The 23,950-nt window shown below is 28.8% G+C and carries 21 protein-coding genes; 7 read left to right on the top strand and 14 right to left on the bottom strand.

Annotated features, from left to right (window positions below; all coding sequences use genetic code 11):
- Nucleotides 1-65: 65 nt before the first annotated feature.
- Nucleotides 66-1,361, bottom strand: a complete 1,296-nt coding sequence (locus tag KQI30_RS07135) for a M18 family aminopeptidase (RefSeq protein WP_216462612.1) — start codon at nt 1,359-1,361, stop codon at nt 66-68.
- Nucleotides 1,362-1,474: 113 nt separating this feature from the next.
- Here KQI30_RS07135 and KQI30_RS07130 point away from each other — a divergent pair, with 113 nt between their 5' ends.
- The 4 genes from KQI30_RS07130 to KQI30_RS07115 all read left to right on the top strand — a co-directional run bounded on the left by KQI30_RS07130 (nt 1,475) and on the right by KQI30_RS07115 (nt 5,839).
- Complete coding sequence (locus KQI30_RS07130) at nt 1,475-2,653, top strand: cation diffusion facilitator family transporter (RefSeq protein ID WP_216462610.1); 1,179 nt, start codon at nt 1,475-1,477, stop codon at nt 2,651-2,653.
- Between the two features lie 82 nt (nt 2,654-2,735).
- On the top strand, nt 2,736-3,557 hold the full coding sequence (locus tag KQI30_RS07125) for a hypothetical protein (protein WP_216462609.1): 822 nt from the start codon (nt 2,736-2,738) through the stop codon (nt 3,555-3,557).
- A 307-nt stretch (nt 3,558-3,864) separates the two neighbouring features.
- Nucleotides 3,865-4,188 carry a hypothetical protein gene (locus KQI30_RS07120; RefSeq protein WP_216462608.1) on the top strand — a complete coding sequence of 108 codons (324 nt, stop codon included), beginning with the start codon at nt 3,865-3,867 and terminating at the stop codon, nt 4,186-4,188.
- Nucleotides 4,189-4,381: 193 nt separating this feature from the next.
- Entirely contained in the window at nt 4,382-5,839 is a 1,458-nt protein-coding gene (locus KQI30_RS07115; RefSeq protein ID WP_216462607.1) for an NADP-dependent glyceraldehyde-3-phosphate dehydrogenase, read from the top strand.
- A gap of 87 nt (nt 5,840-5,926) precedes the next feature.
- Here the strand turns inward: KQI30_RS07115 and KQI30_RS07110 are convergent, their stop codons facing one another.
- The 3 genes from KQI30_RS07110 to KQI30_RS07100 all read right to left on the bottom strand — a co-directional run bounded on the left by KQI30_RS07110 (nt 5,927) and on the right by KQI30_RS07100 (nt 9,751).
- The gene (locus KQI30_RS07110) at nt 5,927-8,029 is read right to left on the bottom strand and encodes a HelD family protein (RefSeq protein ID WP_216462606.1); all 2,103 of its coding nucleotides are present in this window, start codon (nt 8,027-8,029) and stop codon (nt 5,927-5,929) included.
- Nucleotides 8,030-8,276: 247 nt separating this feature from the next.
- Nucleotides 8,277-8,813 (bottom strand): signal peptidase I, encoded by a 537-nt coding sequence (lepB, locus tag KQI30_RS07105; RefSeq protein ID WP_216462605.1) that lies wholly within the window; start codon nt 8,811-8,813, stop codon nt 8,277-8,279.
- Nucleotides 8,810-9,751, bottom strand: a complete 942-nt coding sequence (locus tag KQI30_RS07100; RefSeq protein WP_216462658.1) for a tetratricopeptide repeat protein — start codon at nt 9,749-9,751, stop codon at nt 8,810-8,812. The genes lepB and KQI30_RS07100 overlap by 4 nt, the downstream gene beginning before the upstream one ends.
- 127 nt (nt 9,752-9,878) lie before the next feature.
- Between KQI30_RS07100 and KQI30_RS07095 the strand changes: the two genes are divergently transcribed.
- Nucleotides 9,879-11,111 (top strand): aminopeptidase, encoded by a 1,233-nt coding sequence (locus tag KQI30_RS07095; protein WP_216462604.1) that lies wholly within the window; start codon nt 9,879-9,881, stop codon nt 11,109-11,111.
- A gap of 550 nt (nt 11,112-11,661) precedes the next feature.
- Here the strand turns inward: KQI30_RS07095 and KQI30_RS07090 are convergent.
- The 7 genes from KQI30_RS07090 to KQI30_RS07060 all read right to left on the bottom strand — a co-directional run bounded on the left by KQI30_RS07090 (nt 11,662) and on the right by KQI30_RS07060 (nt 18,552).
- Complete coding sequence (locus KQI30_RS07090; protein WP_216462602.1) at nt 11,662-12,432, bottom strand: SDR family NAD(P)-dependent oxidoreductase; 771 nt, start codon at nt 12,430-12,432, stop codon at nt 11,662-11,664.
- Complete coding sequence (locus KQI30_RS07085; protein WP_216462600.1) at nt 12,432-12,782, bottom strand: DUF4181 domain-containing protein; 351 nt, start codon at nt 12,780-12,782, stop codon at nt 12,432-12,434. Before KQI30_RS07085 ends, KQI30_RS07090 begins: the two co-directional genes overlap by 1 nt.
- A gap of 98 nt (nt 12,783-12,880) precedes the next feature.
- Nucleotides 12,881-14,311 (bottom strand): APC family permease, encoded by a 1,431-nt coding sequence (locus KQI30_RS07080; RefSeq protein ID WP_216462599.1) that lies wholly within the window; start codon nt 14,309-14,311, stop codon nt 12,881-12,883.
- 84 nt (nt 14,312-14,395) lie between these two features.
- Nucleotides 14,396-15,199: a prohibitin family protein gene (locus KQI30_RS07075; RefSeq protein WP_216462597.1), complete on the bottom strand. Its 804-nt coding sequence runs from the start codon at nt 15,197-15,199 to the stop codon at nt 14,396-14,398.
- A 230-nt stretch (nt 15,200-15,429) separates the two neighbouring features.
- Entirely contained in the window at nt 15,430-16,329 is a 900-nt protein-coding gene (locus KQI30_RS07070) for an IS1/IS1595 family N-terminal zinc-binding domain-containing protein (RefSeq protein WP_216462595.1), read from the bottom strand.
- A gap of 235 nt (nt 16,330-16,564) precedes the next feature.
- On the bottom strand, nt 16,565-18,202 hold the full coding sequence (locus tag KQI30_RS07065; RefSeq protein WP_216462594.1) for a SulP family inorganic anion transporter: 1,638 nt from the start codon (nt 18,200-18,202) through the stop codon (nt 16,565-16,567).
- A gap of 170 nt (nt 18,203-18,372) precedes the next feature.
- Nucleotides 18,373-18,552 carry a YjfB family protein gene (locus KQI30_RS07060; RefSeq protein WP_216462592.1) on the bottom strand — a complete coding sequence of 60 codons (180 nt, stop codon included), beginning with the start codon at nt 18,550-18,552 and terminating at the stop codon, nt 18,373-18,375.
- A 136-nt stretch (nt 18,553-18,688) separates the two neighbouring features.
- Here KQI30_RS07060 and KQI30_RS07055 point away from each other — a divergent pair, with 136 nt between their 5' ends.
- Nucleotides 18,689-20,404, top strand: coding sequence for an ABC transporter ATP-binding protein (locus tag KQI30_RS07055; protein WP_216462591.1), 1,716 nt, complete (start codon nt 18,689-18,691; stop codon nt 20,402-20,404).
- 103 nt (nt 20,405-20,507) lie between these two features.
- On the opposite strand, the gene KQI30_RS07050 is transcribed toward KQI30_RS07055, so the two are convergent.
- From KQI30_RS07050 to KQI30_RS07040, 3 genes are all read right to left on the bottom strand, one after another.
- Nucleotides 20,508-21,029 (bottom strand): chromate transporter, encoded by a 522-nt coding sequence (locus KQI30_RS07050; RefSeq protein WP_216462590.1) that lies wholly within the window; start codon nt 21,027-21,029, stop codon nt 20,508-20,510.
- Nucleotides 21,029-21,568 carry a chromate transporter gene (locus KQI30_RS07045; RefSeq protein WP_216462589.1) on the bottom strand — a complete coding sequence of 180 codons (540 nt, stop codon included), beginning with the start codon at nt 21,566-21,568 and terminating at the stop codon, nt 21,029-21,031. Before KQI30_RS07045 ends, KQI30_RS07050 begins: the two co-directional genes overlap by 1 nt.
- Nucleotides 21,569-21,711: 143 nt before the next feature.
- Nucleotides 21,712-22,755 (bottom strand): DUF4405 domain-containing protein, encoded by a 1,044-nt coding sequence (locus tag KQI30_RS07040; RefSeq protein ID WP_216462588.1) that lies wholly within the window; start codon nt 22,753-22,755, stop codon nt 21,712-21,714.
- Nucleotides 22,756-22,912: 157 nt separating this feature from the next.
- On the opposite strand from KQI30_RS07040, the gene KQI30_RS07035 reads away from it, so the two are divergent.
- Nucleotides 22,913-23,683: a hypothetical protein gene (locus tag KQI30_RS07035; protein ID WP_216462587.1), complete on the top strand. Its 771-nt coding sequence runs from the start codon at nt 22,913-22,915 to the stop codon at nt 23,681-23,683.
- Nucleotides 23,684-23,950 lie beyond the last annotated feature (267 nt).

The raw sequence follows: 23,950 nt of genomic DNA, 5'->3' as shown, positions 1-23,950 counted from the left end.
TTAATTATTTACTTGCAATTATTTTATCACTAATAACAACATATTTCAATACTTGATAATAAGTTCTATATTTTATAAAATTCTGTAATAACTTTTTCAAAATATTCAAGATCCTTAGTTCCCATAACTTCTCTTATAGAGTGCATTGCAAGCATAGCTGCACCTATATCTACACTTTTGATTGGTAATTGTGATGAAGAAATCGGTCCAATAGTAGATCCTCCTACCATATCAGAACGATTTACAAAAGTTTGATATGGCACATTAGCCTTATTACATATATTCTTAAAAACAGCTATTGAATCTGCATCTGATGTATATCTTTGATTAGCAGAAATTTTTATTACAGGACCCTTATTTATAAGTGGTATATTTGTTGGATCATTCTTTTCGCCTCTATTTGGATGAATTCCATGGGCACCATCAGCAGATATCATAAATGAATTAGCAATATTCATAAAGAAATTTTCTCTATTTCCACCCATACTATATATTATTCTCTCTAATACATTAGAAAGCATCGGTGAATCTGCACCTTGTTTAGTTGTACTTCCTATTTCCTCATTATCAAAAAGAACTAATACATTTGTTCCTTTAAATCCACTATCTAAAGAATTTATCATTGCTTTTACTCCAACAAAAGCCATTGATAAATCATCTATTCTTGAAGATGAAATAAATTCATTTTTAACACCAAAAGTTGTTCCTTTTTCAAATTCATATAAATATAAATCAAAATCTAAAATATCGTTAACATCAATCTCTAATTGTTTTGCTACTATATTCAAAAGATAATTGTCTTTTTCAAACTCTTCGTTTATAAGTCCCAAAATCGGTAATGTATCTACTTGTCTATTTAATTCTACGCCTTTATTTATTTCTCTATTCATGTGTATTGCTAAATTAGGTATATAAGCTATTGGTTTATTTATATTAACAAAATGATACTCAGAATTTAAAATATCATTTCCTTTAGTGCAAATTCTTCCTGCAATAGCTAATGGCCTATCAAACCAAGTATTAATTATAGGACCACCATAAACTTCAGTATTTAACTTAATATAATTATTGCTTACCATTTCTGGATGAGGTTTTATTCTAAAACCTGGTGAATCTGTATGAGCACCAACTATTTTAAAGCCGTCAAAATTTACACTTTCCTCTCCAATATTGAAAATCACTAATGCTGATCCATTTTTATCTACAAAATATTTTCCACCAGTATTTACTTGCCATTTTTGATTTTCTTTTAATTCCTCAAATCCTTCTGATTTTAACATTTCTTTAATATTCTCTACCGCATGAAAAGCTGTAGGACTATTATATAAAAAATCTATTAATTCGTTACTTAAATTGCACATATTTATCCCCTCCTGATTTATACAGTATAACAAATTAATTTATTGATATGCAAATGGCACTTCTTTAATATATAATTAAAGTAAAACTATAGTAAAGGGGCGTACATCTAGCTATGTTTTCTAAATTTCTAGTAAAAACATTTATAAAAGATAATGAAAATTTCAAAACTAATAGTAAAGTCAGAGATAAATTTGGATTTCTTGGTGGAATCGTAGGAATAATTGTTAATTTAATTTTATTTTCTATAAAATTTGTGGTTGGTATTTTCTCTAATTCTTTAGCTGTTACTGCAGATGCCTTTAATAATTTATCTGATGTTTTTAGTTCCGTAGTAACAATTATAGGTTTCAAATTAGCAGCAAAACCTGCTGATGATGATCATCCCTATGGTCATGGTCGTATTGAATATATATCAGCACTAATAGTTTCTGTATTAGTTTTGTTAGTTGGTTTTTCCTTCGTAAAATCGTCTATATCAAGAATTATTCATCCTGTTACAATAAAATTTCAGTGGATACCAACTTTACTTATACTAATCTCAATATCATTTAAACTATGGCTTAGTAAGTTTAATGGATATTTAGCTAAACTTATTAATTCCTCTGCCCTAAAGGCATCTTCTGTAGATGCTCTTAGTGATTGTTTTACTTCTGGTACTGTTGTTATATCATTAATTCTATCTCAATGGATTTCTTTTCCTTTAGATGGCACAATGGGATTAATCGTTGCTATATTTATATTATATTCAGGATTTCAATTATCAAAAGAAACATTAAATACATTATTAGGTGAAAAACCATCTAGTGAATTAGTTAAAAATATTGAATCAGAAGTATTATCATACCCTAATATATTAGGCGTTCATGACTTATTAATTCATTCTTATGGTCCTAATAAATGTCTTGCATCTATCCATGCCGAAGTTCCTTCGACTTTAAGTCTTGTGGAAGTTCATAATATAATTGATAAAGCTGAAAATGAAATTTCTAGAAAATTCAACGTACATCTTGTTATACACATGGATCCAATAAATCTAGATCAAAAAGAAATTAGCATTACAAAAGATATACTATCCGATGTTCTTAAGTCTTTCCCTTGTGTTACTGAAATGACTGATTTAAGACTTGTAGGTAGTGGTGATGATAAAAATGTATTATTTAATATAACTACTGATGACACTTTATCTAAAAAGTATAAATCTGAAATTGACTTAATTAATGATATAAATAAAGAAATTAAACTTAAAAATATAAATTTTTCAACAGTAATAACTATTAACAAAAACAAATAGTTTTCACCAGATTTCCTCTTATTCATATACTGATATTATAAAAAAACATTGATATTATAATATCAAATAGGAGGAAAAAATTATGTACTGTTTTTATCAATCAATCGCAGAGTCTGAGGAGAAATTAAATCATTCTTTCAATTGTGCTCTTCGTAAAATTCAAAATTTAATTAAAGAAAGCAATTTAAATTGTTGCAAAAAGAAAGAATTACTTTGCGAAGTTAAAGAAGCTTTCTGTAATAGAAAAGCTGCTGCAAATAATTTATTCAACACAGCATATAGTTTAAATCAAGCACTAGAATGTGGAAATAACTCTCCTTGTCTAGTACAACAAATAGCCGAAGCAGCTGAAAAAGAAGCAGAAGCATTTGCTTGTTTCACAAAAGAGGTAACTAGACTTATCTGCTGTCTTTTCAAAGGTTGCTCAAAGAACTTATGTAAAAAAGTATGTGAATTCATAGAATTATTAAATTCAACAGCTATGGCTGAAAATAAATTAGCTAGTGATTTTGCACAATTACTAACAGCTTTAGAAAACGAAAATACTTGTGATTGCCACTGTCAATGCGACTGTGATTGTGATTCTCGTAGAAATTGTGATTCTGACTATAATTCATATAGCAATTATAGCAATGATTTCAATACTAGAAATACTTGGAATAACTTCACTGAAAATTATGCTGATAATTACAATGAATGTTCAAATGATTATGTAGATTATGATAATTACAACAATTATGCTAATATAGCTAATTACAACGATAGTCGTAATTATTCTGATGTAGCTAACTATAGCAACAATAACTACAATAATTGTAACAATTCTTGTAGATGTTCTTGCGATTGCGACACTAGAACTTTATCATTAAATCAAATCGTTGGCAGAAATAATTGTAATTGCTAATATAAACACAAAAGCATTTTGTAAATAATATTTAAGGGTTTTCTCAATAACGGTTAAATATCGTTAGCGAGAACCCTTTTTTAACAATTGCAAATTATATAAAAATATTCCTCTGATCTTCTTAAAAATGTAATATCATAAAATTTAAAATTGTTTAACTTGAAAAATGATGTGTGTTTTTTTTAATAAGAGAAAATGATATTATGCAAGAGATATTATACTTAAATGCCAAATTAACAGGGTTGAGGATTAGTTTTCATAATTTTATAATTATAGTAAATATAGCATTTTTAGGGAGGAATTACCATTGAGAAAAAATCCTATTTTAAATCCAAACTTTATAGGCTTTGCTCACTACGGAAAAAAACCACCTATTATCCTAGATGATGATACTATTTTTTTTCCTTGTAGTGAACATATATTACAACTTTCTGTAAACGATACAAATTATTTTTTAAGAGAAAGTAGTTTGAAAATTAGTGAAATTTGCGAAAAATATGATTATCTATTGAAAGATTGCAAGTATGCAGAGCTTTTTTATGATACACCTTATCATGATGTAACTTATGAATATAACAAAGAAGATAAAAAATGGTACCTAGTAGAACAAGGTATTGGTTATGCTCGCTAGGCTATTATTCAGGCTTTTATTTGAATTAAATACAATAAAATAGGTTATAACAAAATCTACTCTGAATAATCTCAGTAGATTTTTTATTTTGTCATAATACTTGTATATTTTTGTGGAACAATATAATATAGTGTATAACAACATTTAAAATATTGTAAATATTAAAAAAATTTTGGCTGAAGAGGTGATACTATTGTTCACAAATTTATGTTGTAAAAACAAAATTTATAAAAACCTATATAATGGGCACTGGATTGAATCTAATTCTAATAAATTAATCGAAATTTTCTCTCCAGTAGATGGTTCTTTACTTGGTAAAGTTCAAGCTATGACAACAGAAGAAGTTGACATGACAATAAAGAATACCAAAGAAGCTTTTATCTCATGGAAAGAAACTTCCCTAAGTGACAGAACTGAAATTCTATACAAAGCTGCCGATCTTTTAGATGAAAATTCTGAAGAAATGGCAACATTAATGATGATGGAAATATCAAAAGATAAAAAATCTTGTGTTTCCGAAGTTGTTAGAACTGCAGATTTGCTTAGATTTACAGCAGATACTGCAAAAACTATGCAAGGTGAAGCTTTAGTTGGCGATAGCTTTCCTGGAGGATCTAAATCAAAAATGTCTTTTGTTTCTCGTGAGCCCCTTGGAACTGTACTAGCAATCGCTCCATTCAACTACCCTGTAAATCTATCTGCATCAAAGATTGGTCCTGCAATAGTGGCAGGAAATACTGTAGTTTTAAAACCACCTACTCAAGGTTCATTATCAGCCCTATACCTTGCAGAAATATTTAATAAAGCTGGTTTACCTGCCGGTGTTTTAAATACTGTAACTGGAAGAGGTAGTGAAATTGGAGATTACTTAGCAACTCATCCTGGTATAAACTTCATCAACTTTACAGGTAGTACAGAAGTAGGTCAACATATAGCTTCCCTATCAAAAATGATCCCTCTTCTTTTAGAATTAGGTGGTAAAGATGCTGCTATAGTTTTAGAAGATGCAAATTTAGAAACTGCTGCTACTAATATAATTAATGGAGCATACTCCTATTCTGGACAACGTTGTACTGCAGTAAAAAGAATTATAACTTTTGATAGTGTTGCAGATAAGTTAATTCCCCTACTAAAAGAAAAAATAGAAAATTTAAAAGTTGGTAATCCTGACGAAGAAGGTGTTGTAATAACTCCTTTAATCGACAATAAATCTGCTGATTATGTAGAAGGTTTAATTAAAGATGCAAAAGACTCTGGAGCTACATTAATCACTGGAGGCACAAGAAAAGGTAATACTATTTACCCAACATTATTCGATAATGTAACTACAGATATGCGTCTTGCTTGGGAAGAACCATTTGGACCAGTATTACCATTAATCAGAGTATCTTCAATTGATGAAGCTATTGAAATTGCTAATAAATCTGAATATGGTCTTCAATCATCTGTATTCACTCAAGATATAGACAAGGCATTCTACATAGCTAAAAAGCTTGAGGTTGGAACAGTTCAAGTTAATAATAAAACTGAAAGAGGACCTGACCATTTCCCATTCCTTGGTGTAAAATCTTCAGGTATGGGTACACAAGGTATCAAATATTCAATAGAATCTATGAGCAGACCAAAAGCTATTGTATTAAATTTAAAATAAGATTACTGACTATTTAGACTTTTCATTTAAATCAAAAAGGAGCTGTAGCATTAACAAATAAACTTTGTTTGCAACAGCTCCTAACTATTAACAATTTCTAACTACTCTTAAATTATGTAATGCTCTTGTACTCATTACATAAGACAACTTGCTTTCTTCATTTCCTTGCTCTACTACTATTACACCGTCAAATTCTAATCCTTTGGACAAGTATGATGGAATAATAATATAACCGCCTTTATATATCATCTCTTCTTTATCATATAATTTTAGACCTTCACCCTTAAGAAGTTCATTTAACTCTTCTGCTTCTTCTTTATTTTTAGTTATTATAGCTACTGTCTCCATCTCTGCATCTTCCATATCCATAATAGCTTCTTTTAGAGTATCTACTAACTCTTCTTTAGATCCAACATTTTCAACAACAACCTTATTTCCGCTTCTAACTAATGGAACTATTTTTTCTCCTTCTAAATAACTATTAGCATATTCCATGATTTCTTTCGTAGATCTATAACTCTTATTAAGTGAAAATACTTCAATATCTTCGCAATCTGAATATATCTCTTTAATATTTTCCATAGGAATATTGCCTTCTATCGGTGTTATTCTTTGGTTACTATCCCCTACAATAGTAAGTCCTAATGCCTCAGTTATTTTCTTTACAACTAAAAATTGAAGTTTAGAGTAATCTTGTGCTTCGTCAATTACCACATGTTTTATTTCTTTTCCTAGCTTAATACCTTCTAACTTAATTCTTAAGTATAGTAATGGTGCTAAATCATCTATTGTATAAATATCACCATTTTTATATGGTTCATATACTTCTTCAACTGGAATATTATCAAGCCATGTTAAAGTTTTCTTTATATTTATAACTTCCATTACAGCTTCTCTTATATCTAATGTCTTTTTATATTCTAAATTGTTTAATTGTAACTTAAGATCATCTTCATTAAGAGATTCTACAGTTTCCTTAAACTTTCTTTCTATCTCCCAAACTCTTTCATTTCTTGCATCTCTCAACTTTGAAAAGATTATTCTTTTTATTTTTTTCTTTCTTCTATAAAGTGGCATAGTTTTAAAATGCGTATATAACATTTCTTTTATATCATCCACAGACTGTACTACTTTATCAAAATATTTTATTTCTTTTACTTCGGCATTTTCATCCATGTCTTTAACTAAATTATCTAATTCATTTATAAATTCATCTGAAGTTTTCTTCTCAACTATTTCAATAAATTCTTTGTTATTATCAACTATTTTTTCCATATACTCATCAAAAGACATCAATTGATCTCTATCAAAATTTAAAAGATTCAACGCAAAGTCTACAAATGTCATTTGATCAATACCAGATTCTCCAAGAGTAGGAAGTACGTCTCTAATATACTCCATAAAAATATAATTTGGACCTAATATAAGCATCTTATCTTTTAGAACTTCTCTATTGTTATATAATAAATAAGCAACTCTATGCAATGCTATTGTAGTTTTTCCTGAACCTGCCACACCATTAACTACAACAACAGAATTTCTAGGTCTTCTTATAATCTCATCTTGTTCTTTTTGAATCGTCATAACAATATCTTTAAGCTTATCTGACGAATTTTTACTTAAAACACTTTGTAATATTTCATCCTTTACATCAATAGCAGAATCAAACATTCCTTTTAACTTTTCTTGTTTAATTATAAATTGTCTTTTTAAAAGAACATTTACTGATATATCACCATTTGGAGATGTATATGTTGTTTCTCCTAAAGTTCCATTATAAAAGGTAGAAGCTATAGGTGCTCTCCAATCTACTATAATAGGTTCAAATTTTTCTTTATTCATTACACCGAAACGCCCTATATATAGCTTATCTTCTTCACTATCTTCTTCTCTTAAATCTATTCTTCCAAAGTACGGTGCTGGCATTAGCGTTGTTATCTCTTGAATTGTTTTATCTATAGACTTAAACGTCTCTTCCATTACATAAGACTCATGATCAAAATATTCCGCTACCCTATCTTCATCATCCTCGTATGCTTCTAAAGTCTTCTTTCTATGATCTATTATTAAGTTAGAAATTTTAATTCTTTTTTCTAATTCCTTTAGTCTTTCACTTTGTAATTGCTCTATAACATATCCTAAATGACTTTCTTCTATAGCAAGTTCTACTTCATGATTTAAATTATCCATTAATTAATCTCCTTTAATATGTTATTAAAAATTGTAGCACCTTATATTATAACATATTAAAAGACACTATTATTAATAAAATTTAAATATTATATAATAGATGCCATAAAAGCATGAAACATAATTTCATGTATTAACCATTTATATTATAAAAATATTATACTGGATTAAAAAACTTTTTTTAAAAATAAAAACACAGATATATGTATCTTTTATAACAAATCTCTGTGTTTTTAATTATGTTATACTATTTTGCATAATCATAAGATTTCAATTTTCCAATTCTATTAAAAGGATATATTGTAAACTGAGCTTTTCCCTCAATATCTTCACCTTTTATATAAGGACTATTTATCCACTTTCTTGAATCCTTTGAATCATTTCTATTATCACCTAAAAAGAAATACGAATCCTCTGGCACTTCATACTTTTGATAAACATCAGTAACGTACTCTCTTTCATATACATATGAATCATCTAATAACTTTCCATTAACTTTAACACTACCATCTTCAAATATCTCTACTGTATCTCCTGGAGTTCCAATAAGTCTTTTTACAAATTTTTCATTATCTTCTTTAAAATCAAAAACTACTATATCCCCTGTCTTTAACTTCTCTGGATTATAGACTTTTGTTACAATAAGTCTATCTCCTTCCATTATAGTGGCTTTCATAGAACCAGTTGGCACTGTTACTACTACAAACAAAAACTTTTTTATAAGTATAGCTAAAATTATTGCTGTTAATATTGGTAAAACCCAATCAATTAATATCTTTTTCACTTTTCTTCCTCCTCATGGATGTCAATACTATCTATAAAAGCTTTAAATTCCTCATTCTCCATTAAGTTCTTAAGTTCTTTATCCTTTCTTATATACTTAACAAAAGGAATATATGTCTCTACACACTTTTTTAAATCTTCAATAGCTTCTCTAATACAACCTAAATTATTATAAAAACATCCTCTATTATAATATAAAAAACCCTCTTCTGGTCTCTTTAATATTCCTTTACTTATCACTTTTATAGCCATTTTTAAATCATTTTCTTCTTTGTATATTACTGCTAAATTTAAATATGTATACGAATATTCATCATTTTCATCTATTGAGTTAAAATATGCTTTTTTAGCTTCTTCTATTCTATTAAGCTTCTTTAATACTACCCCCTTATTAAATAAAGCCAAATAATCATATGGCTCTATCTCTAAACTTTTTTCAATTTCTTCAAGTGCCAATTGATTTTCATTTCTTTCCTCATATATAGCACCTAAATTTAAATGAGCCCAAAAATCTTCTTCATTAAGCTCTATTACTTTTTTATAAGCCTCAATAGCTTCATCTTGTTTCCCAATGGCATCATATGCACCAGCCATAAAAAAATATGCTCTATTATAATTTGGATTAATTTCTATAGCTTTTTTATAAAATTCTACAGCTTTACTAAATTGACCTCTATTATCATAAACAATGGCCATACCATAATATGCTCTTTCTTCTAATGGATCTATTGTTATTATTTCCTTGAACTTTTCCTTTGCTTCTTCTAAATGACCCATCTCATCATACAATAAAGCTATATCTAAGATAAGTTCTTTATCTCTATTTCCTCCTTCGCAGCCATATGCCTTTAAATAAAAGTACATTGCTTTTGTAATATTTCTTTCTGCATAAAACTTCTTAGCAAGGATCTTGTTATTTTGTAATTGATTCATCTTTATCCTACCTAAATTTTATTCTATATTTATATTTTATACTATTTAATCAATTTGTAAACATTTCATAATACTAATGTATTTTGATATAATAATTAATAAGTAAATAAAATACAACTAAAGGAGGACTTCAATGTTATCTTTAAATGACAAATTAATTAATTACGCAAAGCTTATTGTAAATAACGGGATAAATCTACAAAATGGTCAAACTCTCTATATTAATAGTACTATAGAATGTGAAGACTTTACCAGTATTGTTGTTGAAGAGGCATATAAAATTGGTGCAAAATATGTACATGTAAATTGGATATCTAACAAATGCAAAAGAGCACGATATCAATATTCTAAAAAGGAGTATCTAGAAGAATATCCAAAGTTCTTAGTTGACTGTATAAATGGTGCTGATGAAATTAATGCAGCTTATTTATCAATTACAGTACCAAATCCTGATGCACTTAAAGGTATTGATAGTGAAAGAATATCTATTGAAAGCAAAGCATCAAATTTAGCCTTAAAAAACCATAGTAAATATATTCTTAACTCCGTACTTAGCTGGTGTGTTGTAAATGTACCATCACCAACATGGGCGTCTAAGGTATTTCCTAATCTTCCAATAGATGAAGCATTAGACAAATTGTACGATATCGTACTTTCTGCTGTAAGAGCTGATAATGATAATGTTGTAGAATCTTGGAAGAATCATACTAAAACCTTATTTGAAAGAACTACAAAATTAAATAACTTACATATAAAAACAATGCACTATAAATCGCCTACTATCGATTTATCAGTAGATTTACCAGAAGGTGCAATTTGGCAAGGTGGTTCTGAAAAAAATGCTAATGGAATCGAATTTATAGCTAATATACCAACAGAAGAAATTTTCACAACACCTTATAGAACTGGTATAAATGGTTGGCTTAAAAATACAAAACCATTTAATTATAGAGGATCATTAATTGAAAACTTTACACTTCATTTTAAAGATGGAAAAGTAGTAGATTTCACTTGTGAAGATAATTACGATTTATTAAAAAAATTAATTGAAACTGATGAAGGGTCTTGTTATCTTGGAGAAGTTGCATTAGTTCCAAATAGTTCTCCAATAAATCAAAGTGGTGTTATTTTTAATTCTACTCTTTTTGATGAAAACGCATCTTGTCATTTTGCCTTTGGTAGTTGCTATGCTACAACAATTAAAAACGGTGAAAATATGAGCGATGAAGAATTAAAAAACGCTGGTGGTAACATTTCTTTAGTTCATGAAGACTTTATGGTAGGTTCCGCTAATTTAAATATTACAGCAGATACTTTTGATGGTAATGTTGTAGATATATTTAGAAACGGTGAATTTGTAATATAAAATTAAAGGAGGTATCACTAACAACTTTTTATTTGTTAGTGATACCTCCTTTTATTATGGCAGAAAACAGGGTACATGTATTGTATTTAATGCATATATAAAACTATTATACTTAAGTGTTGTTTTTCATAAATCATGGGTTCCCACTCCAAGCTACATGAAAGTAAAGCTTTCATTAGCTACCTGTAATAGTTATATATCAAATATAAATGTCTTTAGGAAGCTAAAGCTTACTATATCCCCAAAAATCTCTCACTTACAATCTCAGAAATTCCCCAAAGGGAATTTCATCCATAACTGTGTACTGTGAACTGACACCTGTGCCTTGTGCCTTCATACTTGTGCCCTGACTTCTATTTTGCTGAAAAAACTACCGTACTTTGATTTTACTTTTTTGTGCGACAACCCCTCTTAATTTCCACCTTATAGTTTTTTTATCATATTAACATCCGTTGCAGTTAAGTAGTGGTGATCTGCCATATTAACACCTGTTGCAGTTAAGTAGTGGTAACGTACCTTATAACCTTAGAACTCCAAAATAGCACTTTATTTAAATCTTATTAGCCGCTCTCTTCTGTATCTTCTTTACAACCTTAGCATTTAATGTTGCTGGCATTATTTTAGTAATATTTATTAATAATCTATTTACCATCCCTGGCTTAATAATTGCTTGTCCTCTTAATAATCCATTAATAGCTTTTTTAGCAACAAATTCTGGTGATACAGCATTAACTAAATCTCCTTTTCCTGCCCTCTTTGAAAAATTAGTCTTAGTGGCACCTGGACAAAGCGTTGAAATGCTTATATTCCTGTCTCTGTACTCTTCTCGCAACGCTGAAGATAACGATAATACATAAGCTTTAGTAGCATAATATACAGCAATTGTTGGTCCAGGTTGATATGCTCCAGAAGATGCTACATTTAGCACCTTGCCTCCGCCATTCTTAACCATATTTTCTAATGCTAAATATAAAATTTCCGTAAATGCCGTTACATTTACATTTATAATTTCTTTATGTTTTTTTAAAGGAATATCTAAAAACTCGCCATTATATCCTGCTCCAGCATTATTAATTAAAATTTCTATATATATATTGTGCTTATCTATATATTCTTTTAAATCATTTATACCTTCTGCTTTATTTAAATCTACCGCAATTGTGTCAATATTACTATTTGGAAATCTTCTCTTAAATTCCTCTAATTTTTCTACATTTCTTCCTGTAAGCAATACTGGGTATCCTTGTCCAATCAAAATTTCGCTTATAGCAAATCCTATACCGCTAGTAGCTCCAGTAATAAGTGCATATCCTTTTTTCATTATACTAAATTAGCAGTAATTAGTACTAGAACTGAAACTACAAAAGAAAATACTGCCCCTCCAAAATATTGTTTGTATTTGCCATCTTGTTTTGAAAATCTGTATTCTTTATATCCATATACACTAGCTACTATTGATAGCAGTATTCCCCCAATACCACACACTAAAAGTTTTCCTTTTTCTGTCTTCACAATCATTATGCTAAACACAAATAAAATCATTACTACTGAAATTAAAGCTAAAATTACATCTATAATCTTCTTAACTTTATTTTCTTTTTCTTCTAACCTTCTTTTTTCTTCTCTTCTTAATTCTTTTTTACTTGGCTTCGAATTATTACCTTTAGACATATTCCTCACCTCAATTTAAACATTTTCATGATAATTATATTTTATTATAACAATTAAATCAAATAAAAGTCGCCAGAGAGATATGACGACTTTTATATTTATATATTTCTTGATTTTTCTCTCCTAGCTATTATCGGTAATATTAAACCAAGTCCAATAAGTACAAATGGTGTTATTACATTTAACGTTAATTGAAAAATCCATTCTGAAGAAAATGCCTCTACTTTAGGAAACATACCCATTATACATGCAAATGCAGTGAAAATAAAACACCACATTCCTATAGCAAATCCTAATGAATCATTCTTAACAAATTTATAGCCATCTTTATTCTGTTTTGTTCCAAGTTTTTTCAATGCAATAAATGCAAAAAATACCCATAAATATCTCATTGGCATTACTATTGAGTTTAAGTTTAATAACCAATTAAATAATCCATTAATATCTTTTATCCCTAAAGCTGGAACAATTATCAATATACTAACTAAAACTAATGTTAACAAATATCCTTTTATTGGTGCTCCATATTTATTTGTCTTCATTAATGATTTTGGTATATACTTTTCATCAGCATCAGCAAGTAATACTTTAAGTGGCGCATCTATTGAGAAAACTAACGCTGAAATTTGTGCTATAGTATTAGCACAAGCATATATAATTAAAAATAAATTGCCAAGTCCATAATATTCTCCTAATCTCTTAAAAGCATTATATTGACCATTTAACATTAGATCAGATGGAATATTATTTGCATCAAACATAAATGCCATAGCTATAGAACCTAATATTGCAGATATTCCTACTAATGTTGCTAACATAATCATACCAACTGGGAATTCTCGCTCTGGATTCTTTGTATTATTCACATATGGCGATATCTTCTCTGCTCCTCCCACAGCAAATACTAACATTGATAATGTTGTTAAATAACTAAAGTTAAAGGACGGTACAAAACTTTTTACAGAAATATTAGTTGTAGCTGGTTCTATATTTCTTAACGCCGGTGCAGTTAATACAAGAATTACATACAAAATTGACATTATAAAAACTGCTGTTCCTGCCATTGTTCCTATTGTCTTAAGAGAGGTTATTCCTCTTGATGCTACCCACATAAATATTAAAAATATTACAAGAGTAATTAATTGTAAAACTATAGGATTCATACTACTAACTTTAGAACCATCTTGGAAGAATACCCATCCAAGAGCTACTACTACTGATTGTGGCTTCTGAGCTAAATATGGAATATGTACAACCCAATACGTCCATCCTGCAAAGTATGCAATTTTCGCTCCAGAGGTTTCTTTAACCCAACTACTTACTCCCCCGCTAGTTGAATCAAAAGTTGACCCCATTTCACCAACCATTAATGCGTATGGTACAAAATATAGTGCTAAAATTAGTACCCATGATACTATTACTTGTAGTCCCTGTTGAGCGAAGTTATTGACAATATTTCCGAATCCCCATACCATAACAAAGGCTATCATGCCTAAGTTATACCACCTTAAAGTTCTCTTGTCTTCCATTAACTTTCCTCCTCTTTTGTACAAAAAAAATGATAATATTATTATCCCTAATAATATTATCATTTATTATTTAATTTTCAACTTCTAATTTTGTGATTGTCCCATTAATGAAGTTACATCTAAAACATTACCATCTGAGCCCATAACTTTTGGTAATTCTCCATTCCACTTTTTAATAAATTCTTGTTGTAATATCTTATCATCAATTGATTCTGCTTTTATTCTATTAGCTTCAGCATCACCTTTAGCTTCTACAACTTTCTTTTCTGCTTCCGCCTTAGAAATTTCTAATTCTTGTTGCGCTTTTAATGCATTTTGTTGTGCTGTTTGTGTTGCTTCAATTGCTTTATTAAACTCTTCACTAAAATCAAGATTAGTAATATTAAATCCATCTATTACAATACCATAAACAGACATCTTTTCTTTTAAATCTTCTGTCATGGCAGAAGCTACCTCATCCCTTTGTTGTATTAAATCTGTTGCTGTATATCTTGCTGTAACTGCCTTAACACTGTTTGAAATTGCTGGTGCTAATATTGTATCTTCATATGTTCTTCCTACATTTTTATATAAATTAGATGATTGTTCTTTATCAATTCTAAAGTTTACTACAACTTTAGTTGATACAGTTTGCAAATCTTTACTTGCAGAAGAACCTTCTACTTTAATTTTTTGAGTCCTATTGTCCATCACTTCAATCTTTGTAACAAATGGCATTTTCCAATGCCAACCTTCTGCTAATGTTTCTTCTTGTGCTTTTCCTAAAACTACTTTTATTCCAGTATGTCCAGTAGGTACCGTTTTGTGCCCATCTATTAATAAAATCACCCCTAAAACACTAACCGTAGTTATTGCTGCTGCAATAATAGTCGTATTTTTTCCTTTCATTTTCCACATCTCCCTATACAATTTAAAAATAAACTTTTTATAACTTGTTTGTTATTTTGTTATATAGTATATAATAACTTTTTAGTAAATATCAACCATTTTTTCTATATATTTTTCGACATGGAATTTGCATTTAACTAAACTTCATATTAACATCTGTTATAGATAAGTAGTGTTTTTTGTTATCTTCTGTATAATTCACTTTATTGGACAAAACTATACCTTTCATTTTATATTACATTTTCTAAAATAAGTTCCCTAATAGTTCTATACATATACTGTCTAGTGTTCTTATATTCCTTATTATTGTCATAATATAATTTAAACCAATTCAAATAATTAGTAATATATCTGAAAGACACCCCCCAAAAACCACTAATCCAAGTCTTCAATTCTCTTTCATAGAAAAATAACTTGGAATCTTGAGCTATTCTTGAAACTTCTTTAAATCTCCTTTTTACATAAGACTTGATAATATTATTTCCATAAATAGATACCTTTTTCACCTCATTTAAAATATTTAACAAATTTCTTTCTAGTGTTGATCTTACTAGGGGATATTTATCAAATGGCAAAAATCCTATATTATCGTTATTATCTTTAGTAAAAAAGAAGTAAAACCTCTCGCCTTTTTTTAATTCAAATATCTCTTTATTAACATTTTCAACAACTGATTCTTTTATTTTTTTTGAATTCTGTGCATAAGTTCTCACTAATATCTCCACTTCATCTTCTAGTGTTTTTCTTTTAATAAACTTTGAATAGTAACTCAGAATTTTATGCCTCCAGAAAAAGGCAGTATTTTGAGAGATCTCACCTTTCTTTGCGCATTGCCTTATAGTGCATCCAATCCACATATTTTCAAAATATTTATCCCATACTTCATTACTTTTTTTGCTACAATAAAATGGTGTCCCAATAGATTCCACAAATCTTCTTCTACATTTCTTACAATAAAATATCTGTGCCTTATTACTTTTTACTCTTCCATACTTTATTACTTTCGTACTATCACAATGTGGACAACTTCTGTTTTTAATTTCTTTATCCTCTTTAATCTTGTTATTCATTTTCTCTAATATTGAGTAGAATTTCGATTTATCAGTTAATAGATTCTTTGAATATTGCATATTTTTTTCCTCCAGAATACTTTTCTAAATTCTGAACATTTCTTAATAAAAATATACATTGAATCTTTTTCCTTACCTGAGATAAATATCCACTTACCACTACTTATCTGCAACGGATACTAATATGAACTTTAACAACATATTCCCCACCCCTCAATAAATACCAAAAAAACACAAAAGGCATTTCATTAAAATTTATCAATTCCAATGAAATGCCTTTACTAACTTATACTAATTATATAGCAACATTAGGTACTGCACCCTCTATTGCCTTATCTCTACTCTTAAACACTGCTTCTTCTCCAACTAAATCTATAAAGCCCATATTAGTTAAAACTTTTTTAGGCTGCTCTTTAATGTTAGCTAAACAAAGTTTAATATTATTCTTTTCACATCTCTTATATAATCTTTCTAAAGCATCTATAGCTGTTGCATCTACAGTAGTTGCATGTTTCATATCTAAAACTAAAACATCATATGAAGAATTTAATCTCTTCATAATATCTATAAACTTGTGAGTAACTCCAAAGAAAAATGGTCCATTGATTTCATACACAAGAACATTTCCTTTTGATTTATCGCTTACTTCCTCATCATCGCCTTCAGCTCCAAGTATTGTAGATTTAATTTCAGTATTTTCTGCAACTCTTCTAACAAATAATATCATTGCTAATACCATACCAACTTCTATAGCCACCACAAGATCCAAAACTACAGTAAGAAAGAAAGTTAAAAGTAAAACTGTTACTTCACTTTTAGGTGCCTTCAATAATGATGCAAATGTCTTCCATTCACCCATATTGTATGAAACAACTATAAGTATAGCTCCTAGTGTAGTCATAGGTATCATTTTTGCAAGAGGCATAAACATTATCATAGTTAATAATAACACTACAGCATGTACCATTCCTGCTATTGGACTTCTTCCACCATTTTTTACATTTGCAGCAGTTCTTGCTATAGCACCTGTTGCTGGTATTCCTCCGAATAATCCTGATGCAATATTTCCAAGACCTTGTCCTATTAATTCCATATTAGAATTGTGATTTCCACCAATCATTCCATCGGCAACTACTGCTGATAATAATGATTCCATTGCTGCAAGAATCGCTATAGTAAATGCCGGTTGTATAAGACCCTCTATAGTTTTCAAATCCATATTAGGTAATGATGGCATAGGAATTGCTCCTGATAATGTTGGAAACTTACTTCCTATAGTTTCAACATCTAATCCCATAAGTTGTACAATTAAAGTAGTTATAATAATAGCCACTAATGACCCCGGTATCTTTTTATTAATTTTAGGCCAAAATAAAATAATAATAATTGATAAAATTCCTATAACCAAAGCTGTAAAATTTATACTACTTATATTTTTAACATAACATATTATTTTAGGAATAAATTCTGCTGGTACTTTATCTATTTGTAACCCTAGAAAATCTTTTAATTGAGTTGCTAAAAGTGTAACAGCTATACCTGCTGTAAACCCTACTGTTATTGTATGGGGTACAAATTTTATGATATTACCAAACCTACACAATCCAAAAATGACCAATATAACACCAGCCATTATTGTTGCCATTATAAGTCCATCTATACCGTAATCTTCTATAATTCCATAAACAATGATAACAAAAGCGCCTGTAGGGCCCCCTATTTGAACTCTACTTCCACCTACAAAAGATATGATAAATCCAGCTACAACAGCTGTTATCAAACCCTTTTCTGGGGATACCCCTGAAGATATACCTAACGCCACTGACAGTGGTAATGCAATAATTGCCACGATTATACCTGCAACGATATCCTTAATAACCTTCTCTTTTGTGAATTCTTGCTTTTTTATCATCGTAAAAAGCTTTGGTCTCATTTTGTCCACCTCCGTATAATTTTCGACGATGTTAATTTTACTCTTTTTTAATAATTTAGTCAAAGTTTGTTCATAATTTTCATGAAAATGCACATATTTTTTTGTAAAATATACATTAAAAAAGGTTATCATAAACAATCTTATCTATGATAACCTTACAATATTCCTCTTTATGCCATTATATCTATATTTCTCCCTACATTAGGATCCACTACTACATTTTCCATCATTTCTTGCATATTAACCATTAATTCTTCACTACTATCCATACCTAATTTTAATACTGACAATTGTACTGATGTATTTAATAAATTTTGACTCATAGCCATAGATAAATTACCAATATCCATATAAACACCTTCCTTTCACTTATATCTAATAAATTATCGCCTCATTTCTTTTTTTCTTTATTTTTCATTTGTAATAATCAAAAAATAAGTGTAACATAGTAATTATGCATTTTTAATCTTGAAAAGGAGGTATTTAATGGTTAAAAAATTCATTAGCTATTATTCAAATCATAAAAAACTATTTATACTAGATTTATTATGCGCCTTTGCTCTAGCACTCTGTGATCTTGTATACCCTATGATTACAAGAGAAATAATCAATAATGTAGTACCAAATAAAAACCTACGATTGTTAATTGTTTTTGGTATTTCCTTATTAGTGATATATATTTTAAAATATATATTCAATTTTTTTGTTCAATATTGGGGACATGTTGTTGGCGTTAGAATGCAAGCTGAAATGCGCGAAGATGTATTTACTCATCTACAAAAACTTCCTCTTGGATATTTTTCTGATAACAAGACAGGAGTTATAATGTCAAGAATTATTAATGATTTAATGGATATATCTGAATTAGCACACCACGGTCCAGAAGATCTATTCATATCTCTTATAACACTTGTTGGATCATTTTTCATATTATGCACCATAAATGTTCCTCTTACAATTATAATATTTCTTTTATTACCACTTTTAATTTGGTTTACCATAAAAAAGAGAAAAAGAATGTCAGCTGCATTTATGGAAACTAGAGTTCAAACTGGAGAAATAAACGCTTCATTAGAAAATAGTATTTCAGGAATTCGTGTTGTAAAAGCATTTACTAATAGTGATTATGAACTAGAAAAGTTTAAGAAAAATAACGTCCTTTTTATAAAAGCTCGTAGCTTTGCATATAAAACAATGGCTGAGTTTTACTCAGGAATGTATTTTTTATTAGATTTATTGAATCTTGTTGCACTTATTGCTGGTGGCTATTTTGCTTATAAAGGAGTAATTAATTTTGGTGATTTTGCCGCATACTTCCTTTATATATCAATGTTCTTAAACCCAATAAAAAGACTTATTGGTTTTGTTGAGCAATTTCAATCTGGTGCCACTGGATTTAAAAGATTTATTGAACTTATTGAAGAAGAATGTGAAAAAGATAATCCAAATGGATTAGAGCTTTCTAATGTTCAAGGTGATATTAGATTTAATAATGTATCATTTAATTATGATGACGAAAATCATATTTTAGATAATATATCTTTCACAATTGAAAAAGGCTCTACCGTTGCATTAGTTGGACCTTCTGGAGGCGGTAAAACTACAATTTGTAATCTTATTCCAAGATTCTATTCTACTACAGAAGGAACTATATCTATAGATAATATTGATATAAATAATATAAAACTTGCTTCATTAAGAAGTAATATAGGTATCGTTCAACAAGATGTATTTTTATTTACAGGGACAATTAAAGAAAATATATGTTATGGAAGTCCTAATGCATCTCTTGAAGATATTATAGAAGCTGCAAAAAAAGCAAATATTCATGATTTCATTTTAGGTCTTGAAAATGGCTATGATACTTTTATTGGTGAAAGAGGTGTAAAGCTTTCTGGAGGACAAAAGCAAAGACTTTCAATTGCAAGAGTGTTCCTTAAAAATCCGCCAATTCTTATTTTAGATGAAGCTACCTCTGCACTAGATAATACTACTGAACTTATAATTCAAAAGTCTCTTGAAAAATTATCTGAAGGTAGAACCACAATTATTGTAGCTCATAGACTATCAACAATTAAAAATGCTGACAAAATTATGGTATTAACAGATGAAGGTATCTCTGAATCTGGAACACATGAAGATTTACTACAGCAAAATGGAATTTATGCAGAGTTATATAATTCACAATTTGCAATACATTAATATAGATACAAAAGCTGTTGCACACAAATATAAGTGCAGCAGCTTTTGTCTTCAAATAAATCATATTAAAATCTGTTCTAGATAAGTAGTGGCAAAATAAAAATTATAAATATAATATAATCCCTAAAATTGCTGATAAAATAATTACTAAAATAGGATGTAGCTTTTTCGTAAATAAAAATCCTGCTGCTATTAATGTTATAAAAATCGATTTTAAATCTACGTAAGCTTCCTTAGCCAATGATAAAAATGCTGTCAATATCAGCGCTATAAGTGCTGGCCTCATCCCCATAAACATACCTTTTATTCTAGGATTATCTTTAAATTTTTTTATAGCTTTGCTTGTTATAAGCACTAAAATAAATGAGGTGAATATTATCCCTATTGTTGCTACAATACTGCCTAAAACTCCAGCAACTCTATATCCAACAAAAGTGGCTGAATTAATAGCTACTGGTCCCGGTGTCATTTGCGAAATTCCTATTATATCAGTAAAATCCGTCATCGTTATCCACTGATTTTTTTCAACAACCTCCTTTTGTATAAAAGGAAGCATTGCATATCCTCCACCAAAACTAAAAGTACCTATTTTTAAAAAAGATAAAAATAGCTTTATGTAAATCATTACTCTTCTTCTCCTCTACCATAATAAACCACTCCAAATAGTGCTGAAGCTATAATAACCCATATAGGATTAATATCGAAAAACAGTAATACTATTAGTGCTGCTGCCATAATTATATATGTCATTGTTGATTTTCTTAATGACTTTGATAATGAAACTATTGCTACCAATACCATTATTGGTACTGCAGCATTAATTCCTTTAAAAGCAGCATTAACATATATATTATTTCTAAACTTCATAAGATACATTGCTACCATAAGCATTATTATAAATGATGGTAATACAACTGCTAAAAGAGTTACTACTGCTCCAACAATTCCGCATATTTTATATCCTACCATTGTTGAACAATTTACTGCTAATGCACCGGGAAAGCTCTGCGATAAAACTATGATATCAACAAATTCGTCTTTATCAACCCACTTTTGTTTTTCAACTATCTCTTTCTCAATTAAAGGAACCATAGCATATCCTCCACCAAAGGTAAAAGCGCCTATTTTGAAAAATGCCCAAAATAAATTTAATAACTTCTTCATTAAAAATTACTCCTTACTTTGAAAAACAGTTTAAATATTGTGTTATGAATATAATTTCCAACCTGATTATTAATTATTATAAAAACAAAATAATTGACACACAATACTAATTTTAAAATATTATGTATGTCAATTATTTTATATTATTTCTTTATTTCACTTTTTCTATCAATTAACCTTACTGTATAATATGTTCCAGCTACATATATACTCATAATTGAGATAATATTAAAAATAGAATCTAAATTTCCACTGGTAGAGGTATACCTTTCATTAATTTTTATATTACCATTAAATTCTCCTGGAATTCCACCTTGGCCATTACCACTTGAACCATCTGGCATTTCTCCTTGACCATTGCCATAAAATCCTCCATTTCCTTCATCATTTTGTCCATAGTTATCTGATTCTCCATATTGAGAGTCGTAACCTTGTTCACCTTCACCAGATTGTTGCCCATAACCATTGTTTCCATTATTAAAATTACCTTTACCTTGAGAATTTCTTCCTCTTGCCATTGAATTGTTATTGTTTAACCTGCCAATAACATATTGATTATTGTTATTATCCGGCATTCCATTATCTTCAGGCCACTGAATAGTCTTTTCTTTATTGGAATTCCAAGCTATAGGAGATAATATCTTAGATCCTATATCTTCTTGAATTGATACTCTTATACCATTAAGAACTAACACAATAACTAAAATTCTCAGTATTACTCTCCTAGTTTTAAACTCTTCATTTATTCCCCAAACCTTTCTAAATGCATCAAGTATTTTAGAAAAGTGAAATCCTGTGTGTATTGAAATTGCAATTAAACATATATACGATGCAGATATATGTAAATTTTCAATGGTACTAGTATTGCTTATATTTAAAAAACTAAAAATATATTTAGAAATACATATTCCTGTAATAATACTTGCTAACATAGAAATAATCATAATTAGATCCACAATCCACATTGACTTTGCTCGAACTTTTATTCTATTAGTAAATATCCCTTCACCAACAAGCTTTAGCCACTTTCTATTAGATGTAATATGAATTATTACTAAAACAGAAAATGCAATACCTAAAATTTCATGAACTAATACTCCTGTTGTATTTAATGTCATAAGTAATAAATATATTATAGCCATTGATCCATTAATACAAAACTTCCTCGTCGCCTTTTTATCGTTCATATTATTAAAATCCCCTCTCCATTATTCATTGAGGAAATACTAACATATCAATATGAAATGTATTTGAATTTTGTGTAAGTTTTTGTTTATTCAATTATATCCTTTATTGTATAATTATATATATTGAAATAAACTATGTAATTTTAGGAGGATGACTATGAAAAAAACAATTTATATTCTAGGATATATTCTTGGGGCATTTTTAATAATACTTACCGTAGTAACTTTCGTGTATGGTTGCTACACTTCTAATATCTTCAATGATACTCCTATGAATAGAGTAAATGTTCCTGGTGAACATCTTATAGCTTTCGATAAGCCAGGAAAATATATTATATACAAAGATTATACCTACGACGATATATATTCTAGCAATAACAGCTATTACGACGATGATAGTTATTATGACAATGACTTTGCTTTCAATATAGATGATTTATTCCCTAATGAAAATAATACAATTGACGAAAATGACTCTCCTATAACTAGTTCAGATATTTCATTAGTTAATAAAGAAACTAATAAAAAAGTTCCTATCTATACATGCAATTTAGATAATGACTACAATTTGGATTATGAAAATGGTGAAGCAATTTTTGAATTTTATATTAAAGATCCAGGTGCATATACTTTTTCTATAACATCTAGTGATAAATCTACGGATGAATCTAGTAATGAATCTACTGATGACAAATATACATTAACTATCTTAAAAAACGAAGATGCTGAGCTTGGTGATTTTCTTCTATTTTCTGCTATTTCTATTGTGTTTATGGTACTAGCAGTAGTAGGTATTACTTGCACTTCAGTAAAAATACTTAATGATAAACATAAAGAAAAGTTAAGTACTTCACCTTGCCAAGATAACTTTTCGAATACATATAATAACTTTTATAGTGATAATAACAATAATAATAATAATGTTTAATTATTATACGAAAGTAATGACGAATTTTTATTAATCTATTTCATTTAATTATAAAAAAGAACTATCACCAGCATAATGATATGATACCTCTAAAGTAGACATGGTAAATAACCAAAATCTACTTTGGAGGTATTTTTTATGGGAAAAAAATATAAATATTCTTTTGAAGATAAAATCAAGGCATCAAAAGATTATATTTCAGGAACTAGAAGTTGTCGTCAAATATGTTTAGATCTTGGAATTAAGTATGGTAATACTCGCGGTGGT

The sequence above is a fragment of the Clostridium bornimense genome, assembly GCF_018917145.1.
Classification (GTDB): domain Bacteria; phylum Bacillota; class Clostridia; order Clostridiales; family Clostridiaceae; genus Clostridium_AN; species Clostridium_AN bornimense_A.
Note: the sequence above shows the minus strand (reverse complement) of the source record. Positions and strands in the feature narration are given on the sequence as shown.

What these genes read in the sequence shown, in the direction of transcription:
- KQI30_RS07135 (WP_216462612.1), bottom strand. Translation starts at nt 1,361, where the DNA reads ATGTGCAATTTAAGTAACGAATTAATAGATTTTTTATATAATAGTCCT.
- KQI30_RS07130 (WP_216462610.1), top strand. Translation starts at nt 1,475, where the DNA reads ATGTTTTCTAAATTTCTAGTAAAAACATTTATAAAAGATAATGAAAAT.
- KQI30_RS07125 (WP_216462609.1), top strand. Translation starts at nt 2,736, where the DNA reads ATGTACTGTTTTTATCAATCAATCGCAGAGTCTGAGGAGAAATTAAAT.
- KQI30_RS07110 (WP_216462606.1), bottom strand. Translation starts at nt 8,029, where the DNA reads ATGGATAATTTAAATCATGAAGTAGAACTTGCTATAGAAGAAAGTCAT.
- KQI30_RS07095 (WP_216462604.1), top strand. Translation starts at nt 9,879, where the DNA reads ATGTTATCTTTAAATGACAAATTAATTAATTACGCAAAGCTTATTGTA.
- KQI30_RS07090 (WP_216462602.1), bottom strand. Translation starts at nt 12,432, where the DNA reads ATGAAAAAAGGATATGCACTTATTACTGGAGCTACTAGCGGTATAGGA.
- KQI30_RS07085 (WP_216462600.1), bottom strand. Translation starts at nt 12,782, where the DNA reads ATGTCTAAAGGTAATAATTCGAAGCCAAGTAAAAAAGAATTAAGAAGA.
- KQI30_RS07080 (WP_216462599.1), bottom strand. Translation starts at nt 14,311, where the DNA reads ATGGAAGACAAGAGAACTTTAAGGTGGTATAACTTAGGCATGATAGCC.
- KQI30_RS07075 (WP_216462597.1), bottom strand. Translation starts at nt 15,199, where the DNA reads ATGAAAGGAAAAAATACGACTATTATTGCAGCAGCAATAACTACGGTT.
- KQI30_RS07070 (WP_216462595.1), bottom strand. Translation starts at nt 16,329, where the DNA reads ATGCAATATTCAAAGAATCTATTAACTGATAAATCGAAATTCTACTCA.
- KQI30_RS07065 (WP_216462594.1), bottom strand. Translation starts at nt 18,202, where the DNA reads ATGAGACCAAAGCTTTTTACGATGATAAAAAAGCAAGAATTCACAAAA.
- KQI30_RS07060 (WP_216462592.1), bottom strand. Translation starts at nt 18,552, where the DNA reads ATGGATATTGGTAATTTATCTATGGCTATGAGTCAAAATTTATTAAAT.
- KQI30_RS07055 (WP_216462591.1), top strand. Translation starts at nt 18,689, where the DNA reads ATGGTTAAAAAATTCATTAGCTATTATTCAAATCATAAAAAACTATTT.
- KQI30_RS07050 (WP_216462590.1), bottom strand. Translation starts at nt 21,029, where the DNA reads ATGATTTACATAAAGCTATTTTTATCTTTTTTAAAAATAGGTACTTTT.
- KQI30_RS07045 (WP_216462589.1), bottom strand. Translation starts at nt 21,568, where the DNA reads ATGAAGAAGTTATTAAATTTATTTTGGGCATTTTTCAAAATAGGCGCT.
- KQI30_RS07040 (WP_216462588.1), bottom strand. Translation starts at nt 22,755, where the DNA reads ATGAACGATAAAAAGGCGACGAGGAAGTTTTGTATTAATGGATCAATG.
- KQI30_RS07035 (WP_216462587.1), top strand. Translation starts at nt 22,913, where the DNA reads ATGAAAAAAACAATTTATATTCTAGGATATATTCTTGGGGCATTTTTA.